The 21,868-nt window shown below is 62.2% G+C and carries 13 protein-coding genes; 5 read left to right on the top strand and 8 right to left on the bottom strand.

The genetic code is table 11. The features are described from left to right. Position 1: 1 nt before the first annotated feature. The 3 genes from OJ996_RS13250 to OJ996_RS13240 all read right to left on the bottom strand — a co-directional run bounded on the left by OJ996_RS13250 (position 2) and on the right by OJ996_RS13240 (position 3,173). Positions 2-2,188 carry a xanthine dehydrogenase family protein molybdopterin-binding subunit gene (locus tag OJ996_RS13250; protein WP_264514083.1) on the bottom strand — a complete coding sequence of 729 codons (2,187 nt, stop codon included), beginning with the start codon at positions 2,186-2,188 and terminating at the stop codon, positions 2-4. Further along, positions 2,185-2,643, bottom strand: coding sequence for a (2Fe-2S)-binding protein (locus OJ996_RS13245; protein ID WP_264514082.1), 459 nt, complete (start codon positions 2,641-2,643; stop codon positions 2,185-2,187). Before OJ996_RS13245 ends, OJ996_RS13250 begins: the two co-directional genes overlap by 4 nt. A 191-nt stretch (positions 2,644-2,834) precedes the next feature. Then, entirely contained in the window at positions 2,835-3,173 is a 339-nt protein-coding gene (locus OJ996_RS13240) for an ArsR/SmtB family transcription factor (protein ID WP_264514081.1), read from the bottom strand. Between the two features lie 115 nt (positions 3,174-3,288). Between OJ996_RS13240 and OJ996_RS13235 the strand changes: the two genes are divergently transcribed. From OJ996_RS13235 to OJ996_RS13215, 5 genes are read left to right on the top strand one after another with little or no spacing between them, the layout of a single operon-like run. Then, positions 3,289-4,320, top strand: a complete 1,032-nt coding sequence (locus OJ996_RS13235; protein WP_264514080.1) for an aldo/keto reductase — start codon at positions 3,289-3,291, stop codon at positions 4,318-4,320. Between the two features lie 21 nt (positions 4,321-4,341). Further along, positions 4,342-5,136: an SDR family NAD(P)-dependent oxidoreductase gene (locus tag OJ996_RS13230; RefSeq protein WP_264514079.1), complete on the top strand. Its 795-nt coding sequence runs from the start codon at positions 4,342-4,344 to the stop codon at positions 5,134-5,136. A 39-nt stretch (positions 5,137-5,175) separates the two neighbouring features. Further along, complete coding sequence (locus OJ996_RS13225) at positions 5,176-6,222, top strand: NAD(P)-dependent alcohol dehydrogenase (protein WP_264514078.1); 1,047 nt, start codon at positions 5,176-5,178, stop codon at positions 6,220-6,222. A 19-nt stretch (positions 6,223-6,241) separates the two neighbouring features. Then, complete coding sequence (locus OJ996_RS13220) at positions 6,242-7,312, top strand: alkene reductase (RefSeq protein WP_264514077.1); 1,071 nt, start codon at positions 6,242-6,244, stop codon at positions 7,310-7,312. Between the two features lie 47 nt (positions 7,313-7,359). After that, positions 7,360-8,382: an LLM class flavin-dependent oxidoreductase gene (locus OJ996_RS13215; protein WP_264514076.1), complete on the top strand. Its 1,023-nt coding sequence runs from the start codon at positions 7,360-7,362 to the stop codon at positions 8,380-8,382. Here the strand turns inward: OJ996_RS13215 and OJ996_RS13210 are convergent. The 5 genes from OJ996_RS13210 to OJ996_RS13190 form a co-directional block, all read right to left on the bottom strand. Next, positions 8,363-9,298 (bottom strand): TraB/GumN family protein, encoded by a 936-nt coding sequence (locus OJ996_RS13210; RefSeq protein WP_264514074.1) that lies wholly within the window; start codon positions 9,296-9,298, stop codon positions 8,363-8,365. The genes OJ996_RS13215 and OJ996_RS13210 overlap by 20 nt on opposite strands. 63 nt (positions 9,299-9,361) lie before the next feature. After that, the gene (locus OJ996_RS13205) at positions 9,362-9,889 is read right to left on the bottom strand and encodes a phospholipase D-like domain-containing protein (RefSeq protein WP_264514073.1); all 528 of its coding nucleotides are present in this window, start codon (positions 9,887-9,889) and stop codon (positions 9,362-9,364) included. 33 nt (positions 9,890-9,922) lie between these two features. Beyond that, complete coding sequence (locus OJ996_RS13200; protein ID WP_264514072.1) at positions 9,923-15,625, bottom strand: lamin tail domain-containing protein; 5,703 nt, start codon at positions 15,623-15,625, stop codon at positions 9,923-9,925. A gap of 81 nt (positions 15,626-15,706) precedes the next feature. Further along, complete coding sequence (locus OJ996_RS13195; RefSeq protein ID WP_264514071.1) at positions 15,707-19,072, bottom strand: cadherin-like domain-containing protein; 3,366 nt, start codon at positions 19,070-19,072, stop codon at positions 15,707-15,709. Between the two features lie 274 nt (positions 19,073-19,346). Then, a complete protein-coding gene (locus OJ996_RS13190) occupies positions 19,347-21,725 on the bottom strand; it encodes a hypothetical protein (protein WP_264514070.1) in 2,379 nt (792 codons plus the stop codon). Positions 21,726-21,868 lie beyond the last annotated feature (143 nt).

Genomic DNA, 21,868 nt, shown 5'->3' with positions numbered 1-21,868 from the left:
ATCAGCTCCAGCTTAGATCCTGTTTGGCCAAGGGCAAGGTACGGACGCGCTTGCCGGTCGCGGCGAAGATGGCGTTGGTGATCGCGGGCGCGGTGGGAGGGAGAGCCGGTTCACCGAGGCCTGTGGGCGGGAAGTCGGATTTGGCGAAATGAACTTCGACTCGTGGCGCATCCTTCATGGTAAGGAGGGGATACTCGTGGAAGTTGGTCTGCTGAACGGCTCCGTTCTCCACGAGGATCTCTTGGAACCATGCAGCGCTGAGGCCATCGATCATCGAGCCTTGGACCTGGTTCTCCGCACCGCTGAGGTTCATGATGGGACCGACATCGCAAGCTGCGGTGAGCTTGTTGACCTTGAGCACGCCCTCCTTGCTGACGGTGACATCGGCGACCACGGCGACATAGCCAAGATGGCTGAAGTGGAATGCGATTCCCCTGCCCCGCCCGGGTTCAAGCTTCTCGCCCCAGCCCGATTTCTCCGCGGCAAGCCGGAGGACGCCTTTCATGCGGGTGGCATTGTAGGGGACACCGCGGCCACCGCTGGCGGGCACTTCGCGATCCTCGCCCAAAAGCTCCAGGCGGAAGTCGAGCGGATCCTTCTTCGCGGCATGCGCCATCTCATCGATGAAGCCTTGGATCGCCCACGCGAGCGCGCAGGAACCGGGAGCGCGCCACCAACCGAGGGGCGTATTGCTGGAAAGAATGGTCCGCTCCAGAAGCAGGTTCGGAACGAAGCGACTGGGGAACTCGTCGCCACCCAGGTCGGCACCGTTGCCGGTGCGTTCGTCGCTATTGAGGCCGAAGGTCACGAAGTGATCGGCCCAAGTGGCGAGCTTTCCGGAATCATCGAGACGACCGCGGAAGTGATGCCAACCACCGGCACGATAGTAATCGTGCGCGAGATCCTGATCGCGGGTCCAAGTGACCTTTACCGGCGTGCCTTCTAGCTTCTGCGCGATGGCGGCGCACTCAATCATGAAGTCACCCATCAAGCGGCGGCCGAAGCCACCGCCGATGCGCGTCATGTGGATCGTCACCTTCTCCTTGGGGATGCCGAGCGCCTTCGCGATGCCATCGAAGCCGGGACCGGGATTCTGGGTCGGAGCCCAGACCTCCACGGCCCCGTCCTTGAAGACCGCGGTGCAGTTCTGAGGTTCCAGATTCGCGTGCGAGAGGTGCGGGTAATGGTAGCTGCCCGAGATGGTCTTTCCATCATCGGGGAACTCCGGACTGCCGCTGCGGCGAATTTCGTTCGCGGCCTTGCCTTCCTTCATCAGTTCCGCAGCTTTGGCAGCATGGGCCGCGAAGCTCTCCTTCGTATCTGAGTCCCAAGTCACTTTGAGCGCCTTCCGCGCCTGGAAGGTGGACCAGGTATCGATCCCAATGATGGCGATGCCGGGCAGCAGGCCGTAGTGGTCGGCAGTGCCCTCGATGACGAATGCATCCGTGATCCCCGGCAGCTTCTTGATCTCGTCGAGGTTCGCCTCCTTTACCTTGCCGGTGAAAACGGGGCAGCGGACATAGCAGGCGTACTTGAGACCGGGCTGCTTCTGATCGATGCCGAACAAGGGCTGGCCGGTGACGATCTTCGGATTGTCCACCCCGCCGATCCGCTTCCCCAGAAGTTTGAAATCCGCGACTTTCTTCAGCGGCACGGAGTTTTGATCAGGGATGGGAAGCTTCGAAGCCGCGGTGGCAAGCGCGCCATAGCCGAGCTTCTTGCCGCTGGACTTGTGCACCACTTCCCCGGCGATCGCCTCGCACTCGGAGGCTGGCACGCCCCACTCCTTGGCCGCGGCCTCGACCAGCATCACCCGGGCGATGGCACCCATTTTACGATGGGTATCGTAATTCGTGGGCGTGGACATGCTTCCTCCGGCAACCTGGCGTCCGTAGGACTTCTCGTTTACCGGCGCCTGCTCGACCGTTACCTTTTCCCAAGGGATTTCGAGTTCTTCCGCGATGATCATGGGCAGGGAGGTCTTGATCCCCTGCCCCACCTCCGGGTTCTTGGAGAAAATGGTCACCGCACCCTCCGGCGTGATGCGGACGTAAGCATTCGGCGAGAACGCTTCGGGCGAGGAATCGGCAGCCTGAGCTGAGAAGGAGCCGAGGAAGAATCCTCCGCCAGCCAGCGCGCTGATGCGGAAGAACCCGCGACGGTCGAGAGCGGGAAGGGCGGAGTTCATTGGGCGGCGGCGGTGTGAATGGCTTGGCGGATGCGGGTGTAGGTGGCGCAGCGGCAGAGGTTCCCGGACATCGCCGCATCGATCTCGGCATCAGTGGGCTTCGGTTTCTCGGCGAGCAGGGCGGTGGCACACATGATCTGCCCGGCCTGGCAATAGCCGCACTGCGCGACATCGTGATCGCACCAGGCCTTCTGAAGCGCGGTGAGCTTGCCGTCTTGGGCAAGGCCTTCGATCGTCGTGACCTTCTTGTCACCGACCTGCGAGACCGGCAGCACACAGGCACGGACCGCCTGTCCATCGACATGCACGGTACAGGCCCCGCAAAGCGCCATGCCGCAACCGAACTTGGTGCCGACCAGATCAAGATGGTCCCGGAGAACCCAGAGAAGCGGTGTGTCGTCGGCCGCCTCCGCCTGGCGGGTCTGACCGTTGACGTTGAGGGTGAAAGTTTTCATGGCGTACGAAATGAGAGAGTAACCATTTCCCGTGATGAGGCAGGAAAAAAATAACGGCGACGAAGAAGCCAAGGATTAGGAGCAGAAGACGCCTGCCTTCTTCCAGATTTCTTCCGTCTCTCGCGAGGCCATCTCACGAGCGCCATACGCTGGCCATCATTGAAGCGCCCGCCACGTCGCGGGAGTTGGCCTCAAGCGCCTTGGACGCTAGGCCTTTTCGCCGGCTTCTTGGACTTCTCGCGGAGAACGAGGCCGAGCAGCCCAGGGAAGCGCTTCTCAAGTTCTTCCTCCCGCACGGTATTGAGGCAGCGCGTGCCCTCGGTACGGGTGAGAACCAGCCCCGCCTCGCGGAGGACGGCGAAGTGGTGGGAAACGGTTGCCTTCGAGATATCGAGCGGGATGTCACCACAGGCGAGCTCGCCCGCATCCATGAGGGAGCGCAGGATCTCGATCCGGCACGGATCGGAAAGGGCCTGCATGACCGCCGGCAGGGAGACATCGCCGAGCGCGGGGTGGGTGTAGGGTTTCATTGCGCGGGAAGGTAGCACGGGTGTATTGTTCGACAATGATCGAATTATCGTTTGACGCCGCAGAAAGCGGCATTATCGATTGTTCGACGCTCATCGAACGAACCACTACCCCACCATGGAATACCGATATTTAGGAGGCTCCGGGCTGAAGGTCCCGGTTTTAACGCTCGGCACTGGCACCTTCGGCGGCAAGGGCCCGCTCTTCGAGGCCTGGGGCAACAGCGGCGTGGAAGAAGCCAAGCGCTTGGTCGACGTGAGCTTGGAAGCCGGGCTCACGATGTTCGATAGCGCGGACGTTTACTCTGCCGGACATGCCGAGGAAATCCTTGGGAAAGCCATCCAGGGCCGCCGTGACCAAGTGCTGATCTCGACCAAGGCCACCTTCCGCACCGGCGAGGGCCCGAACGACATCGGATCCTCCCGGCACCACCTGACCGAAGCCATCAACGCGAGCCTGAAGCGACTCGGAACGGATTACATCGATCTCTTCCAACTCCACGGCTTCGACGCCCAGACCCCGATCGAGGAGACGCTCTCCACATTGGATGACCTCATCCGCGCCGGAAAGATCCGCTACATCGGCGTGTCGAACTTCTCCGGCTGGCATCTGATGAAGTCCTTGGCCATCGCAGAGAAGTATGGCTGGGCGCGCTACGTGGCACACCAAGCTTACTACTCCTTGATCGGCCGCAGCTACGAATGGGAGCTGATGCCGCTGGGAATCGATCAGAAGATCGGCGCCGTCGTCTGGAGCCCGCTCGGCTGGGCGCGCCTGACCGGCAAGATCCGCCGCGGCACCCCGCTGCCGAAGGACAGCCGCCTGCAATCCCAGCTCAACGTGGACGTGGGCCCCCCAGTGGATGAAGAGTATCTCTACAGGGTCGTCGACGCGCTTGACGAAATCGCCGCCGAAACCGGCAAGACCATCCCGCAAATCGCGCTCAACTGGCTGCTGCAGCGCCCGACCGTCTCCACCATTGTCATCGGCGCACGCAACGAGGAGCAACTGAAGCAGAACCTCGGCGCGGTGGGCTGGAACCTTACAAAAGAGCAGGTGGCCAAACTCGACGCGGCGAGCGATACACCAAAGGCGTATCCCTATTTCCACCAAGCCAACTTCGAGCGGAATCCCTCCCCCGTCGCCTGAACCCCTCAACCTCCCACCACCATGGACCTTCAACTCACCGGCAAACTCGCCCTCGTCACCGGCTCGACCGCCGGCATCGGCCTCGCCATCGCCAAGACCCTCGCAGCGGAGGGTGCCCGCGTCATCATCAACGGCCGCACGCAGGCCCGTGTCGATGAAGCCATCGCCGCTATCCGGCAGGATGTGCCCGATGCATCCCTCGAAAGCTTCGCCGGCGATCTCGGCAAGGTGGAAGAGAGCGATCGGATCGCCACCGAATTCCCCGATGTGGAAGTCCTCGTCAACAATCTCGGCATCTTCGAGCCGAAGCCCTTTGAGGAAATCCCCGATGCCGATTGGTATCGCTTCTTCGAGACCAACTTCATGAGCGGCATGCGCCTGAGCCGCACCTACCTGGCGAAGATGAAGTCGCGCAACTGGGGCCGCATCATCTTCATCTCCAGCGAGTCCTCCTCCGACGTGCCGGCGGAAATGATCCACTACGGCGTGACGAAGACCATGCAGGTCTCGCTCGCCCGTGGCCTCGCCGGGCTCACCACCGGCACTGGCGTCACGGTGAATACCATCATGCCTGGTCCGACATGGTCGGAAGGTGTGGAGCAATTCGTGAAGGATCTCGCCCGCGACCAGAACAAGCCCTCAGAGCAAGTGGAGAAGGAGTTCTTCACCACCATGCGCCCCAATTCGCTGCTGCGTCGCTTCATCCAGACGGATGAGATCGCCTCCTTTGTCGCCTACGTCGCCAGCCCGCGCTCCGCGGCCACCAATGGTGCGGCCCTCCGCGCCGAGGGCGGTCTGCTTCACAGTCTCTTCTAGTCCAAAAACCACGCACCCGCCCCGTCTCCCCTACCCATCATGAGCACCAAAGCCTACGCGGCCCAGTCCGCCACCGCCGCCCTCGCCCCGTTCAGCATCGATCGCCGTGAGCCGGGCCCGACCGACATCCACATCGAGATCCTCTACTGCGGCGTCTGCCACTCCGACCTCCACCAGGCCCGCAACGAGTGGCACAACACGGTCTACCCCTGCGTTCCAGGCCACGAAATCGTCGGCCGCGTCACCAAGACCGGTGACAAGGTGAGCAAGTTCAAGATCGGTGATCTCGCCGCCGTCGGCTGCATGGTTGACTCCTGCCGCGAATGCGACAATTGCAAGGCAGGCTTGGAGCAATATTGCCTCAGCTTCCCCACCTTCACTTACAACGGCGAGGACAAGATCTCGGGCGGCATCACTTTCGGCGGTTACTCGGACGCCATCGTGGTCGATGAGGCCTTCAGTCTCCGAATCCCGGACGGACTTGATCCCGCTGCCGCCGCGCCACTGCTCTGCGCGGGGATCACCACCTACTCGCCCCTGCGCCACTGGAAGGTCGGCCCGGGCAAGAAGGTGGGCATCGTCGGGCTCGGCGGCCTCGGTCACATGGGGGTGAAGTTCGCCCACGCGATGGGCGCGCACACCGTGCTCTTCACGACCTCTCCCTCCAAGGTGGAGGACGGCCTGAAGCTGGGTGCGGACGAAGTCGTGATCTCGAAGGACGCGAACGCGATGCAAAAGCACGCCGCGAGTTTCGACTTTATCCTCGATGCCGTCTCCGCGGATCACGACATCAATGCCTATCTCTCGCTGCTCAAGCTGGACGGCAATTTGACGCTGGTCGGCGCGCCGGAGAATCCGCTGCCGGTGGCCGCCTTCAATCTCCTGCTGCCCCGCCGCAGCTTCTCCGGCTCCGCCATCGGCGGCATCGCGGAAACGCAGGAGATGCTCGACTTCTGTGCCAAGCAGGGGATCGCGAGCGAGATCGAAATGATCGACATCCAACAGGTCAACGAAGCCTACGACCGTCTGCTTAAGGGCGATGTGAAGTACCGCTTCGTCATCGACATGGCCTCTCTCAAGAACTGAACCGCAAAATACGAATCGCATGTCTCTGCTGCATCAACCCGTGAAGATCGGCGCCTGGGAGCTGCCGAACCGCATCGTCATGGCACCGCTCACGCGCTGCCGCTCCAGCGAAGGCCGCGTGCCGAACGCCCTGATGGCGGAGTACTATCGCCAGCGTGCTAGCGCCGGCCTGATCCTGTCCGAGGCCACCTCCATCTCGCCGATGGGCGTGGGCTATCCCGATACTCCCGGCCTCTGGTCGCAGGAGCAGGTGGAAGGGTGGAAGCTGGTGACGAAGGCCGTGCATGAAGCCGGTGGCCGGATCATCGCGCAGCTCTGGCACGTGGGCCGCATTTCCGACCCACACTATCTGGGTGGCGCACAGCCGGTTTCCTCCAGCGCCCTCGCACAACCGGGCCATGTGAGCCTGCTGCGCCCGCAGAAGCCCTACGAGGTGCCGCGCGCCTTGGAGCTCCAGGAGATCCCCGGGATCATCGAGGAATATCGCAAGGCGGCGCAGAACGCGCTGGAAGCGGGATTCGACGGCGTGGAGATCCATGGTGCGAACGGCTACCTGCCGCACCAGTTCCTCAACGACGAAACCAACAAGCGCACCGACTCTTACGGTGGCAGCATCGAGAACCGCGCGCGCTTCATGCTGGAAGCAGTGGATGCCGCAATCTCCGTGTGGGGGGCGGACCGTGTGGGTCTCCACCTCTCCCCCTCTCTGCCGGAGAATGGCAATGGCGATTCCGATCCCGCCGCCACCTACGGCCACGTGGCCCGCGAGTGCAGTGCCCGCGGCATCGCCTTCATCTTCGTCCGGGAGGCTCTGGATTCCCCGCGCTTCAGCAAGGGCATCCGCAAGGCCTTCACCGGCGCCTTCATCGCCAATCAGGAATTGAGCGGCGAGCAGGGCGAGGATCTCCTGAAGAAGGACGAAGCCGATGCGATCTCCTATGGCCGCCTCTACATCGCCAATCCGGATCTGCCGGAACGCCTTGAGGCAGGTGCGCCGCTGAACAAGCCGAACGCTGCCACCTTCTACGCACAAGGGGCGGAAGGATACACCGACTACCCGACCTTGGACGAGATCGCGCAGTTGGCTTGATCCCACCCGTTTGCGTTCCCGCCAACCTGCATTTCCTTACCACGACCATGAAGACTCTCCGCGACATCCGGCTCTCGGTTCTCGATCTATCACCGATCACCGAGGGTGGGACCGTGGCGGAGAGCTTCCGCAACAGCGTGGATCTGGCGCAGCACGTGGAGGCGCTGGGCTACACCCGCTTCTGGCTGGCGGAGCACCACAATATCCCGGGCATCGCCAGCGCGGCGACCTCTGTTCTCATCGGCCATGTCGCCGCGGCTACCAAGACGATCCGCGTGGGATCAGGCGGGATCATGCTGCCGAACCACGCGCCGCTGGTGATCGCCGAACAGTTCGGCACCTTGGAGGCGCTCTACCCCGGACGCATCGATCTCGGCTTGGGCCGCGCACCCGGAACCGATCAAACCACCTCGCGCGCCCTACGCCGCGATCCGAGCGCTGCGGATGATTTCCCGGCTCAAGTGCAGGAGCTCATCGCCCTGCTCGGCAGGCCCAATCCCGCACAGCGGGTGAAGGCAATTCCCGGAGCGAACTCGAACGTGCCGGTATGGCTGCTGGGCTCCAGCACCTTCAGCGCGCGGCTGGCTGGTTTTCTCGGCCTGCCCTTTGCCTTCGCCGCCCACTTCGCGCCGCGGCTTCTCTTCGAAGCGTTGGAGATCTACCGCGACAGCTTCCAGCCTACAGAGCGCTGGCCGGAACCCTACGCGATGGTCGGCGTGCCCGTGATCGCCGCGGAGACCGATGAGGAAGCGCGCTATCTCTCCACCTCAGCACAGCAGCAGATCCTCAATCTGATCCGGCATGCCCCCACGCCTGTGCCGCCACCCATCCCCACCATGGACGGACGCTGGAGTCCGGCGGAAAAGGCGGCCGTCCACGACTTCCTCGGCGCGGCCGTCATCGGCGGCCCGGATACAATCCGTGAGAAGCTGGAGAAACTGGTGGAAGCCACCCAAGCCGACGAACTGATTGTCCACTCGGGCTTCTACCGCCATGAGGACCGCAAGAAGAGCTACCAGATCGTCTCGGAGGTCTGGCGCTCGGAGGCGACTACTCTTCAATCCGCGTGACCTTGTAGCCCCTCCGTTCCAGCCGCGCCCGCACGCTTTCCTTCCCCGTATAGTGCGCGGCTCCGGCGGCAAAGAAGTGAACTTGGGCAGGAGACTTCTTCAGCGTGGCATCGATGTAGTCCGTCATGATCGCATCGCGATCGGTCAGGATGCTCTTGAGAAGCCGCTCGCCGAGCGCCTTGTCCTCACCGTGGAAGGTCTCTTCGATCGACTTCGTCGCCTGCGCATCAATCCGCTCGATATCCCCACTGATGTAGGCAGTCACCAGTTCGGCCATCGGATCCTTCCGCTCCACGCGATACTTCTTCATCATCGCCAGCGTATTCTTCAGGAGGGTCGTCTGCTCCTCCTCGGTCAACTCCTCGAAGCCGATCGCCTGCTCCTCGGGAGTCTGCATGCCCGAGGTCTTCTTTTTAGCCTTCTCCGCCCGATCCCATAGCGCCATGTCGAGCGGCTTCGCGCCATCGAGCATGTAGGGAAGCATGGGCAACATGTAGGCTACATACCAAGTCTTCACGGTCTGGAAGGGCGTGGAGTCCAGCTCATCGTTGATGTGCTTCAGTTCCTCCGCCACCCGCTTGGAGAGATCCGGCCCGATCGATTCCGCCAGTTCCTTGCCATCCGTGCGCGTGAGCATCCCGATCGACGCGGTCTGCGTGGCCGGGTCGAAGGGTGCCTCCGTGTGGAGCACCGTCGCTTGCTTGAAGGCCTTGTCCGCCGCCGGGTGGAGCTTGGCCGCGGCCGTTTTGCCAATGTGAATGGTACCGAACAGATAGGCGGGCTTCTCGACTCCGGGGCCCTCCACCTTCCATAGCAGCGGCTTCACCGGATGCTCCGGCTCCGCGTGCAGAGTAGCGGGAAGAAGGCAAGCCGCCACGACAAGGAAGACACGAAGGAGGGATGCGGCGCAGGCCATGGCACCAAGATGGCCCGGTTCCGGGGAAGGAGCGAGCCTTAGTTCCGGGCGGAAGTCCGGGTCTCAATCGCCGTCGAGCGGATCCGGACAGCGGTCGCGGAGACGGCAGCGCCCGCAGAACTCCCCGATGAAAAGCTCGTCAACCCAAGCCATCAGCTTGCCGAGGTCCGCCGGCTCGTCGGTGAGGAATCCAGCTTCGAAGTTCCGCTTGTCGCGGTGCTTCGCCCCCATCCCCGCACCGGTCAGATTCGGCGAGCCGACAAAGGCGCTCTTGCCATCCGCGATCACCGCCTTGGTGTGGACCCGGGGACAAAGGACACGCTCGAAAAGGTCGCTTTCGACAAGCACGGGATAGCGATCGAAATCCGCCCGAAAGCGAGGCCCCGGCTCCTTGGCATGAATCAGCCGCACGCCCACTCCCTGCTCCACCAGATCCGCCAGCACCTTGAGAAAAGGAACCGCCCGCTTCCCCGTGGGCACGTGGAGATCCTTGATATCCGCCGTGACGATCCAGAGGAAGCGGCGCGCCTGTGGCACCAGGTCCACAATCACCCGGTCGTAGATCTCCTCGTTCAGGATCAGCTCGCGCACGCGGACGAGTGAAACCTAGGAACCGGCAGGAGTCTATGGCGGGAAAGAGAAGCGGACGAAGAAACGCGTGGCGCTCACCGGAGGAACGATCCGGAAGGTCAGCATGTCCCGGGCCGGACTGCCCGGCAGGCGCTCGTTCGAGAGGAACTCATACCCGGCGGCAGTGGCCCAGGTGGAGAGATTCCCCGACGACTGGGGAACCACCGAGGCATTCTCCGCCGAGACCCTCCGCGTCACCGACATCTGGAAGGATCCGTCGGGATCGATCGCCACCAGAGGCGCCAGATCCGGCTCGGCGATTCCAGGATTGCCGCCGAGGAAGTACTCCAGCCGGTTGCTGATCCCGTCGCCATCGGTGTCTTCATTGTCCGGCAGATTGCCGTTCGCGGCTTTCCAAGAGACGTAGCTCTCGGTATCGGCGGCGCCAGGGGAGCCGCCCGCCACGGCACTGGCACGCCAGCTCATCGGGTCGCTGTGATTCGGGGCGGCCGAGGGATTGACCAAGACCAGCGAGTAGCCGTCCCCATCCGCCTCGACCGGCCACGGCGGAGCGGTGAGATAGGTGAAGCTGTGGAGGATGTTGCCGTTCGCGCGGCGCAGGATCAGTTGCTCCCCGGAGTTGTCCAAGCTGTTCGAGAAGGTGCCGCCGATCGGCTTACCGGCACCGAAGGCGGCATTGAAGGCCGCGATGTTCTTCACGAAGAGAATACGCCCGCCGGGAGGGAGCGTGGTACCACCGGGGAAAGAGCAGGTGATCCCCGTGTTGAAATTCACGTTGCTCAGGTCGAGCGTGAAGGTCGGCGAGACGTTCATGAGCTCCACATACTCGGTATCCTCCACGCTACCCGGCGGGTTGTAGTAGATCTCGGAAACCACGAGGGTGGTGGGCGATGGCACCTGGATGCCGCCGGTATTGTTCACCGTGATGCTGTCCGTGCCGACGACGTTGCCCGCAAAGTCGAGAGCCTCCAACGAGATGACGTTCGAGCCGAAGCTCAAGGGAACGGCGACCTGCCATGCCGAGGCCGATGTCCAGGTTACTTGAAGCGGCACCGTGGCTCCGGCGAGACGGATGTTCCGGACGTCAACCCAACCGGTCCCGGCCAAGTTCACCGGGCTGGTGGCGGTGGAGAAGTTTGCCCCGCCATTGGTCGTGATGGCGAAGCTGATGGGAGCGATCTCCTCATTGACCCGCGAGAGGATATAGTTCGAGCGGGTATTGATGTAGCTGAGGTGCGCGCCGAAGTTCTCACCCGGCAACAGGCTGCCGTAGTGATTCGTCCACGCCTGCATGTAGCTCTGATTGAAAACGCGGGTGCAGATGTCGTAGAGGTGGCCCAGGTAGAGGCGCTTGCGAAGCGGATCCGCCATGAGCTTCTGGAGCTCATTGTTCTGGAAAATATCCCGCGTCGAGCTGAAGGAGAAATCCATGTCGTGCGGGAAGTAGAGCACCCTGCCGTCCGGACGAGCGTAGAAGATTCCGTTGTGGTTCGAGTTATCGAAGAATGAATCTCCCGCGCCGGTGGCACAGGCGCAGGCCAGGGCGCGCAGCCATTGATCGACATCGATGATGTCGCCCAAGCCAGCCTCGAAAGCGGTGCCGGATTTTCCGAACTGCTGACACATCGCGATGATGCGCGAGTAGTCGTCCACGTCCTCGTTGTTCTCGAGCAGGAAGTTCCAGCGGTAGTTCTCCTTGCTGGCTCCGAGATTCACCAAATCCGTACCCACCACGCTATCCGGCTGAGGAAGCTTGAACCCATTGGCATCGGTAGTGAGCGGATAGTAGATCAGCTCATACTCGTAGCTTGTTCCGTCACTTCCGGAATCAAACTGCGAGTCGAGAAAGACGTCGCCATAGCGGGCCAACTGCATGATGGCGGAACTGGTGTGGGCGGGATTCGGCGCGATCACCTTGCAGAGATCGTTGTATTCCGCGGGTACACTACCGCTGGCATACATCATGTGGTCGAAAAGGATCTCCTGACACCCCGGCACCTGTCCTTCCGAGCGATCGATCGACACGGTGCGATGAACGCCCCGGAAAAGCTGGTCGCGGTTGAAGCCGAGATTGAATCCCACGCGCGATGCCTCCGGCCGCCCGCGCTGGCTGCTCTTCAGACGCACGCCGACATCATAGTACACCTCGTGCTCGTTGTAGATGACCGTGCATCCGAGGCGCTCGTTGCTCATCAGATTGTTGGTCTGATAGAGCAAGGCCTCGTCGTCCGGAGCCATGATGATGCGCAGGTTGTGCCTGCCATTGGTGGCGGCCAAACCGTCATCCACCTGATAGAGAGCGTGGGAATCTGCGCCATCGGCAGGGAAATAGGAAACCGCCGGAGTCAGGGCTCCATCGGTGGCTGCCACGTGGAAACGCACCACCGAAGCCGCCGCTTGCCCGGGGATGGAGGCCGTATAGGTCACCCCGTCGCTACCAAGGCTCATGGGAACCGGGACGCTCGTCCCGCCCTCCACGGAGTAGTGGAGCGTGAAGATGCCGAGCCCGTCGGGATCTTTCGCTCGTGCGCTCACGATGACGGCTTCACCGGGATCCGGTACCACCGGCGTGTGGGAGAAGCTGGTGAAGGTCGGACCCGCATTGGCAAGCGCCGTGGAGTTGATACTGCCGGGAGTTCCCGGGTTATCCGTTCGGTCCAGCACGGTGGTATTCGCCACGCGGTTGAAGTAGAGACGCGTGTTGAGGCGATTCGACCCGCCGAGCCAGCGGGCTCGGAACGAGACCTCGTAGACGCGTCCGTTCACGACCGAGCGCCCCGCGGCCAGGGTGGTTTCCACATGGTTGTGCATGTGCTCGGTCGCACCTTTGGCGCTGAGACGGAGCACCGTATTCCCGGTGCTGGAAGGGTCCGACACGAGCTGTGCGTGCCGGTGGTTGCCTAGGAAGCGCCAGCCACTCAGACCCGATTCGAAGTCGCCTCCGGAGATCATCGCGACCGGTGCCGTGTCCGGAGCTTCGGTGACCGTGATGTCATCGAGAAGGACATCGCCGCTATCCAGAAGGCCGAAGACGAACTCGCGCCACTGCCCGTCCGGACCCACGCTGCTGGCAGCGGCAGTCATCCGGTAGGTGTAGGTCTTCCAAGCCCGGCGAGCACTCTCATTGCTGGCCGCCCAAGCCTCGGGCAGCGAGTTGTCGGAGCGGGGATCCCTGAGCTCCAGGGTCGAACCTTCCGCATCCGCGGCACCCGGCCACCGACCGCCATCGATGTAGCCGACCTCATCGACCGGGTTGCCCAGGGCATCGACCAGCAGGACCCGCTCGCCGCTTCCCGCAAGACTGGAATCGTAGGGACCGACGACATTGATTCCCGGGAAGGCGCTCAACAGCGTGGCCGGTTCCTTGGCCACGACCAGATAGCCGCCCGCCGGGATGCTCGTGTTCCCGAAGACGTAGCTGATGCCCGACCCGAAGCTCCAGCCGTTCAGATTCACCGGCGTGACACCGCGGTTGTAGAGCTCCAGCCATTGCTTGTTCTCGCTCGCGGCCGTGAGGTCCGGTGGATTGTAGCAGATCTCGTTGATCACGATGTTCTGCTGCAGATTGAAGGCATTCGCCGATCCGGCAGTGGCGGACGAAGGGAAAAGCCAGCGTCCCGGCCAAAGCTCCGACAGACCGCGCAAGGAGGACTCCGCCCCCCGGACATCCGCGAGGGCTCCTCCCGGCGCGCGGAGGATCACCTTGTCCCCCGCTGCAGGACGGAAGCCGAGCTGGGTGTGCGTGTAGGATATCAAACCTCCGGCCGGAACCGTGGCGACCGGCAGGGGAAAGCTTCCGGAAACCGATCCGACGACCTCCAGGGAAAAGCCCGCCGTGGAGCTCGGGCCGGTCCCAGGATTCTTGATCTCCACGAAGAAAGGGGACGCCGTGGCTGCGGACATCTCGTTCAGCAACAAGGCCGGAGGTTGGTCCGGATCCAGCGGCGTCTCGCTTCCCTGCAGTGAAGCACTGAAGTAAGCGGTATCATCACCCGCGCCGGTATGAAGCGAGACGGCGAGAACGTTCGTGCCCGCGACCAAAGCGCTGGAAGGCACGGTTTGCAGACCGCTAGCCGAAGGAGCGCTCACATCCGACAAGGCCGGGGTGGCATGCCCCACGGCACCCGCGGGCATGTTTGCCCGGGAGATCTCCTGCCCATTCAGATAGAAGACCGCCCCGTCTGCCACCGCATGATCGAGCTTCAGCACGGTTCGCGAGGGGTCGCCATTGAAATTGAAACTACGCCGATAGTAGGACGTGGATGCCGTTTCCGAGATCGGAGTCGTTACGCTCGAATCCGGGAAGGCCGTGCTGAGGCCGTACTTCCTCTCCAGATAGGTGCCGACCCGCTGGAAATCCAATGCGGATAGTTCGTCGCGATAGATCAGCAGCTCGGCGATCTCCCCGTTGAATCCCGAGGTCGAGGAATTGCTGTGGCGGCCGATCACGATCGGCTGGGGGCTAAGTGCGCCACCGCTATCGCCCGTGCTCGCTTCCATGACCCCGTCCACCCAGACCTCGAACTGGCCCATGGAAAGATTCCGGCGCACCGCCACGATCTGGAACTGGGTCGAGGAGATCGGCGTGGTGGAGACGGTGCCTCCGAGGCCGCTCCCGTCATTGTAGCGCTTCTGGAAACCATAGCACCCGTTGACCGCTTTGAGAGAGTTCAGCGGCTCATCGAAATTGTTGCTATCCCGATCGAAGAGGTAGGCACCGGAGCCATCGTTCAGTCCCCCGCTCTGCGGAACTCCGGACGCCTTGCAGACAATGAAGTACACGAATCCCGAGGTGGAGGGGATCCCGGGATCCAAGGCAGCCCGGAATTCATCGTTGCCGTCGAAGCTGACCGCAGGCTCTCCGCTGGGAGTGGCGTTCGTTTCGAAGCGGGGATCGCTTCCCTCGGTGGTATCTTGAGCCGTGCCATCGCCGAGGGCGGTGTCGGGCCAGGTGGTGAACTCGGCGCCATCGGCCAGTCCTGTGAGGGCTCCGGCCCGGTAGCGGCTGGTAAGATCAGCCAAAACCGAGAGATCGGCCCCGACCGTTGGCGACCCGAAGGCAGGAGTTCCTTCCTGCCAGCCGCTGTCATTGTAGGCCGCCGTATTCCACGCGGCCGCAGGAGCACTACTAGCATCGTAGTAGCGCCAAGTGGAGCTAGCGCCAGCCAGTGAGTGGAGAATCGGCTGGTCGGGATTGGAGAAATTAAGGCCCGCAGGAGTTCCACCGACATTCAAGCTGGCCCGCCAGTTCGCGGGATTCTCCGCCGCGAGGCCCGGTGCCCGCTTCGCCAAGGTGGCACCGGCACCGTCGGCAGCCGCCGGCCAATCGCCGGTATCGCCAAACTCAAGGCGATCCATCAGGCGCCCGCTGGGGCTGAGGAGATCGATCGTCTCACCGGAGTTCGAGAGATTCCCGGTGAAGGGCCCCAGCACGCCGGGTATCCCCGTGAGCGATGCATGGCCCGGCAGCTTCGCAACCACCCGATACCCGCCGCCCGGGATGACCGTCCCCGCCGGGAAGACATAAGACACCCCGGCACCTAGGGACCACCCCGAGATGTCGACATTCACCGCCATCTGGTTGTGAAGCTCGATCCACTCGGCATCCTGCGTCAAAGGCGGATTGTAGTGGATCTCGTTGAATGTCACCACCGCGTCCGGCGTGTCGCCGAAGCAGGGCGAAACGAGGAGCGAAGCGAGGGCGCAAAGCCGGAGCGACAAGGGGCGGGTGCTCATGGGCGGATTCAAAATCGGCTCCGCAAGAGCCATCACAGGCGCTCGCGGAGCCGGGAACAATTCAGAACGTGAAGCTGCTCCTCACGGAGTCGATAGATAGGAGATGCGGTAGAAGGCCCTGCCTGCCGGAGGATCGGGATCGGTGATCTCCACAAGCCCGGCAGGGGAAGCGTTCACCGTGTCGACATCGATCCATCCGCCAAGGGTGGTGGACCGCTGCAGGGTATATTCGCCACCCGGAGTTCCGGTGAAGGAGGCGACGATATCGCCACCAACAAGGTTCAAGGCGAGGGCCACCGGAGGATCCACCGAGGGATTCCCCACCGTGATCGAGACGGTGCCCGGCGCAGAGACACCGCCCCACACCCCGTCGTTCACCGTGTAGGTGAAAGTGTCGATCCCGACGAAGCCCGCGGGAGGCGTGTAGGTCAGCAGGTCATCGTTCAGAACCACCGAGCCCCCCGCAGTCGTGGTCGCGGAGAAGCCTTGCAGGGCGAGGATATCGCCATCGGCATCGGTATCGTTCGGAAGCAGGTCGAACCCGGGAACGATCTCCAGCGGCGTGTCAGGATCCGCGGCGAGGGCATCGCTTACCACCACGGGCACCGCGTTGTTTACGGTCACGGTAGCGAAGTTGCTCTCCGCAAAGCCCGCACTGTTAGTAACGCGAACCTTGTAGTTACCGGCGGCTGAGAAGTCATCGACCGGGAGCGAGAGCACAGCGGTGGTTTCTCCCGCGATAAGCGTGGTGCCCTTATACCATTGATAAGTGAAGGGTGCGGAGCCACTGGCACCCACCGCGAGGACTGCGGAAGCACCGTGAACGCCGGTCACCGATGCCGGCTGGATCGCGATGTAGGGAGCAGTGCCCGGCGCGACATAGCCAATCGCGGCGAAGTCCTCGACGAACAGGCCGGTGTAACCCACCGAGAGATTCTCCACCACGAAGTCGATCGTGTTGTTACCGGTGGTGAGCAAGCCGGGGAAGGCGCTGTTGTTGATCGAGAAGGGAACAAGGGTCGCGAAGGTGTTGCCCGTGGTATTCGGGAAGCCCACCGAGGTGCCGTTCACACGGATCTCGACACCGTTGTTATCCGAGGACCATTTGCCCGTGATCTCCACGGTATCCGGATCGAAGGTGGTGAGATCCAGGGTGGTGCGATAGACATAGATCCCCGGAGCTTCCCCACCATCGGCGGTCGGAGCACCGGCAGCCCCCGTCGTGTTCTCGCGCGGCCCGATCCACTTCGCGGTTGCCGAATTGGCAATCCACGCGCCGGGATTGCCGGACTGGACGATCGCATCCTGAACGCCGGGAGCATCCGGATTCACGATGATCTTGAAAGTCGGATCAATCTGTCCGGCCAGGAGCGGCAGGCCATCGACGCCCATACCGGTGTTGACATACCCGGGCACCACGCCCTGCACCGTGAGCTCGGCGGTGTCGCTCGTGACGCTGCCGTCGCTATTGGTCACCACGACCGAGTAGAGACCGGAATCCGCGGAGGTGACATCGAACAACTCCAGCACGGGACTGGTCGCCCCCGGGATGTTCGCCGCGCCCTTCTTCCATTGATAGCTGAGGGTGGCGCTTCCGATCGCACCCACCCGGACCACAAAGTCGTCTCCGATACCGACGATACCACCCTCCGGCTGGAAGGTGATCTCCGGCTCCTTGTCGACGAAGGCATCGGCTTCACGATTACTGATCCCGTACTGGTGGATCGACTTCGTCGCGCCTGAAAGAACAGTTTGACCGTAAACCGAGATCGACGCGTTCCCGTTCGCGTCCGCCACATACTGCGTCTCGAAGCGCAGTCCTTGGTTATCTCCGAACTGATCCTGGTTCAGGACCGTCAGCGCACCGCCATTCGGCGCACTGAAGACCCCTTCGCGCAGGCCGTCATTCCAACCCACCGAGTAAATGGTGAACACGTAGCTCTTCCCGGGGGTAAGCCCCGTTAGATTGTGGACAGCCGGGAAGCCATTATAGATGAAATCCTTGGCCAAGGGAGAACCGAAGCCGGTGACCGCGTTCACGTCATTGGTATAAAGCGAGCTCAGGCCGGAGGAGCTGTAATCGAATCCCACCGGATTGATTCCCGCGATGCCGATGAAGTTGATGCCGTTGACATTGAAGTTACCGGCGGCACCGAAGCTGAAGGCATGGGTGTAGAAATGGTTCGGGCTGAGGCCCGAGGTTTCGTCATCGGTCCAAGGGCTCACCGTCCATTGCGTCGGAGCACTGGCGATGGCTTCGCGATTGCTGAAGCCGCTGGTGTGGAAGCTACCGGCAACCGTCGAGAGACGCGGGTAGGAGATCGTGACCGGCGTGCCCAGGGCATCCGTCGTATACTTGTAATTCACGATCATCCCCTTGCCCCGGCCTGCGGGAGCTACCGCGGCGCGCTGATTCAGGTTCACCGTGTATCTCTCACCACCGAGGCTGCTGCCGAAGGTGGTGGTGCGGTAGGTCGTGCCGCTGCCCGGCGTATCCCAACCGACACCATAGATGCTGAAGACATACTGGGTGTTCGGCTTCAGGTTCTGAAGCGTGATCGAAGGATCTCCGTCGAAACGGAAGCTCCCCGCCATGATCCCGCTGTTTCCCGTCACCTTGAGGTCGGCGGCAGGCATGGTCAGCGCCCCGGTCAAGCCGGTCATGGTAAAACGCCCCGGCACCGCGGCATTGGTTCCCAGGAAGGGCACGCCGTTGATGGTGACGCTCGCACCGTTGAAGTTATACGCGTGAGTGTAGGCATAGGACGAGTCGATCCCGGAAGTGGCATCATCATCCCAGTTCGAGATCGTGGACCACGCATTGGTAGAAGCCGCCACGGTCACATCATCGATGACAACCGTATGATCGCCGGCCGACTTGTTGTTCGTGAAGGTAAGGACCTGACTCGTCCCGGTAGCGACGAAATCATAGCCAACGTAGCGATACGGCTGAAGCGGTGTCTGCGAAGTGGGTTGGACGCGTTGGATCTCCGCGCCTACCGACGGTTCGGAGGTGTTGGTCGAGAAGACGAGATTCGGATAGTTACCCGCGGTCAGGGTGGTAGAGGTGGTGTTGCTGCGCGCATTCGCCCGTGCGGAGACATGATACTTGGTACCGGGCGTCAGCCCCGTCACGGTGGTTTCGAGGAAAGCCGTCCCCGAGGCCCCTGCCTGAATGAACGCCACCTTGGTTCCATTGGGAATCTGCCCGTTATCCGCGAAGGGCGACGCCGTGGGAGCGGGATTCAAACCCACGCGGTTGGTCGGGCTGCCCGTCCATCCGGTAATCGCCGTGTTCCCCGACACATAGCCCGGGGCAGCGGTGAAGGAGTTCGCTTCGAAGCTGCCGTTCGTCAGCGTTTGCCCGGAGACGGACAGGGAGGGCAGGAGCAATGCAGCCAGGATGGATCCCGGCACGGCACCCGCGAATATCGGGGATGATTTCATGTTGCTTGGGTTTGTGATGAAGCCGCGATCCCTCGGGGGAGACCGCGACTGGCGGGATTCCATTCGGCACAACGCGGGATAGGGTTAAGCGTCCTGCAGAACGACCGGGCCACGACCGGTATCAGCTTGCTTTTCTATTCCACCGCGAGCCCGTGGCGACGGAATTGGATTCCAACTGGATGCCAAAATCAGAGATGTCTCCGCCTTTTGCGCAAAAGGCTCCGCGACCTTGGTCGCGGAGCCCCGTGAATGCCGATGCGGCTCAACCGAAGAATCAGTCTTCGACCCGATAGAACTCCCGTGCCTCGCTCGCTTCAGCTGCCGGCACCGTGACTTGGCCCAAGCCCGAGCCATCCGTGGTCACCGTGAGCGGCGGGACAAGCGGAACGAACGTATCCGACAAGTTGGCCGACTTGGTCACCTGATATTCGGTGTTGGCAGCCCCGAGGAAGTTGATCTCCACCGCACCCGAACCTTGGCGTACCACCGATGTCACGGCGAGGACCGCCGGAGCTCCGGACAAGCCTTCATTCGTCAGCCCGTAGAGGTGGAAGGAGCCGCTCGCAACGATCGAACTGGCGTGAGGGCTGGCCTCGATTACCAGTTGGTTCGTCTCCGCTACGTAGTTGTAGACGAGGCAATAGGCGTGATCATCGTTGCCGGTGCTCAAGACGGTTCCGGGACGGTCCTCAAGCAGACCTTGGAAGGGCGTCACTTCGGTCGAGCCGTTGATAAACGTCAGGTCGTTCGGGCGACCGGTAGCTTCGGTATCCCACTTCCGGATGAAGAGCCGCAGTTGATAGCTCTCGCCCGGGATCAAGCCGCTCAGCGTGTAGGTTTGCACCACACCCGGGTCTCCGTTGTTCGCGTAAGTGAAGCCACCGAGCATGGTCAGCAGGCCTCCGCCGGTCACTTCACCCGCCACCGGGTTCCAGTCACCGTTGTTCACCGGAGCAATCGCGCCCGCGCCCCCGCTCGAAATGCTCCAGCTGAAGTTGGGCGGGAAATTGCCCATCGTCATCCCTTGCAATTCCACATCGTTGATCGTGGCCGCTCCACCACCGCTAATCTTGTGCGTGTAGTACTTCGAGACATCGATCCCCGTGCTCAGATCATCCGTCACCCGCACCACCGCAAATCCGGCAGGCAGGGCCGGACGCGAGCTGGCCATGCAAGGATCAGTACCTTGGTCCACTTCGAATCCATCGCGCGCGCCATCCAGATCGGTATCGGGGTCGATCGGATTGGAACCCGTATCCGTCGGGCTGGTGTAGGCCGTGAGGCTGGTTTCAACGAGATCGCTGAGGCCGTCCTTGTCCGTATCGGCCAAGGTCGGATTCGTGGGAGGACGCAGTCCGGCCCCGGCGATCTCTTCATTGTCCTTCAAGGTATCGCCATCGGTATCGGCAAGGACCGGATTGATATCCGGAAACGCGCCGTTGCTATACTCGAACTCCTCAAGGTCCGAAATGCCGTCGTTGTCGAAGTCGCCGCTACCCGCTCCGGGGCCAGGGCCCGTAGCCAGTCCGTTCAGATCGGTGAGATTGCCGGCAAACTCCAGCTCCCAGTCATCCACGAGCCCGTCGGCGTCGTCGTCATTGATCAAGGTCAGCACCAGTGCCACCTGCGCGGTTCCACCCGTGACGGTGCCCGTTCCTTGCACCCGGATGTTGTAGGTGGCGCCATTCGAATCGCCGGTGAAGTCGTATGCGCCCCGCTCGATACTCTGGCCATCGATCACGAACTTGCCGTTGTCGGCGTCTCCTTCTCCCGCCACGAAAGTGAAAGTCGAAGGCTCGTCACCTTTCGCAAAGGTCGTGCCGATCAAGTTGGACACCAATTCTCCCGGATCGAGGCCCGAGATGAACGATCCGCTCGCAAGCTGTACCGAATACTCCACCGGCACCGTCGACACCGTGTAATTGTCGATTAGTTGCCCGGCCTCGTTCGTGCCCAGTTCCATGAACAGGCCGCCGGCATTGTTCGCCCAGGTGAAGAGCTCGTACGGGCGCAACACTCCTTCGATCGTGCTGGTCGTGACCACGGTGCCGTTCACCGAGGCCCGCACCTTCACAGTGGAGGAATCATTGAAATCCGGAAACACATAATCGATCACCACGTGGCGGTTGGTCAGCACATTGGTGAAGCTCCCACCCGGCCCCTTGTTCGTGCCGTTGTCGAAGCGCTCGGTGGCGCCGTTATGGCGGAACAGGATACCGTAATCCGTTTCGGGATGGTTAACCCGCGGGTTGGGCTCTCCCGATCCAGAAGAAAAGCCGACATCGAATGAGATCCAGTTCGTGCTGGTGTTGTTGACCGGGATCCAGTCGAAGCTGACCCGGACTCCACCCGCAGTGGTGATCGGGGCCAAGGAAGCTCCGGTTGCCCAGTTGTACCAGCCACTGGAATTTTGGAAGCGCACGCGGCCGCCACCGGCGAAGCGGAGCTGGTTGTCTTGGATGTGCTGCTGCACTAAGGCCGAACGGACAAAGACCTCCTCCGAGAGCAGGCCTGTGCGACGGCCGGTCAATGCCGCAGCATCGAAGTTAGTCGTGTTCGCGACAGTGAAATTATCACTGAACAGGGTGGTTTGTGCAGACGCCACGGGCGTTGCCAGACTTGCCAATAGGATGGCCTGGAGACGGGATTTCATTGGGTTTGGGGTATCTTGGGCTCAGGATAACGGATGTTCTGGGTTCATCCGCACCGGGGGAGGATTCCTAGGAATCGATCAGCATCATCTGTGACACATTCGTCACGGCGACACCGCGAAATAAGGTTCCAAGATCGTGCCAA

This window comes from Luteolibacter rhizosphaerae (assembly GCF_025950095.1).
GTDB classification, from domain to species: domain Bacteria; phylum Verrucomicrobiota; class Verrucomicrobiia; order Verrucomicrobiales; family Akkermansiaceae; genus Haloferula; species Haloferula rhizosphaerae.
The sequence above is the reverse complement of the archived record's forward strand: the minus strand, read 5'-3'. Positions and strand labels throughout refer to the sequence as shown.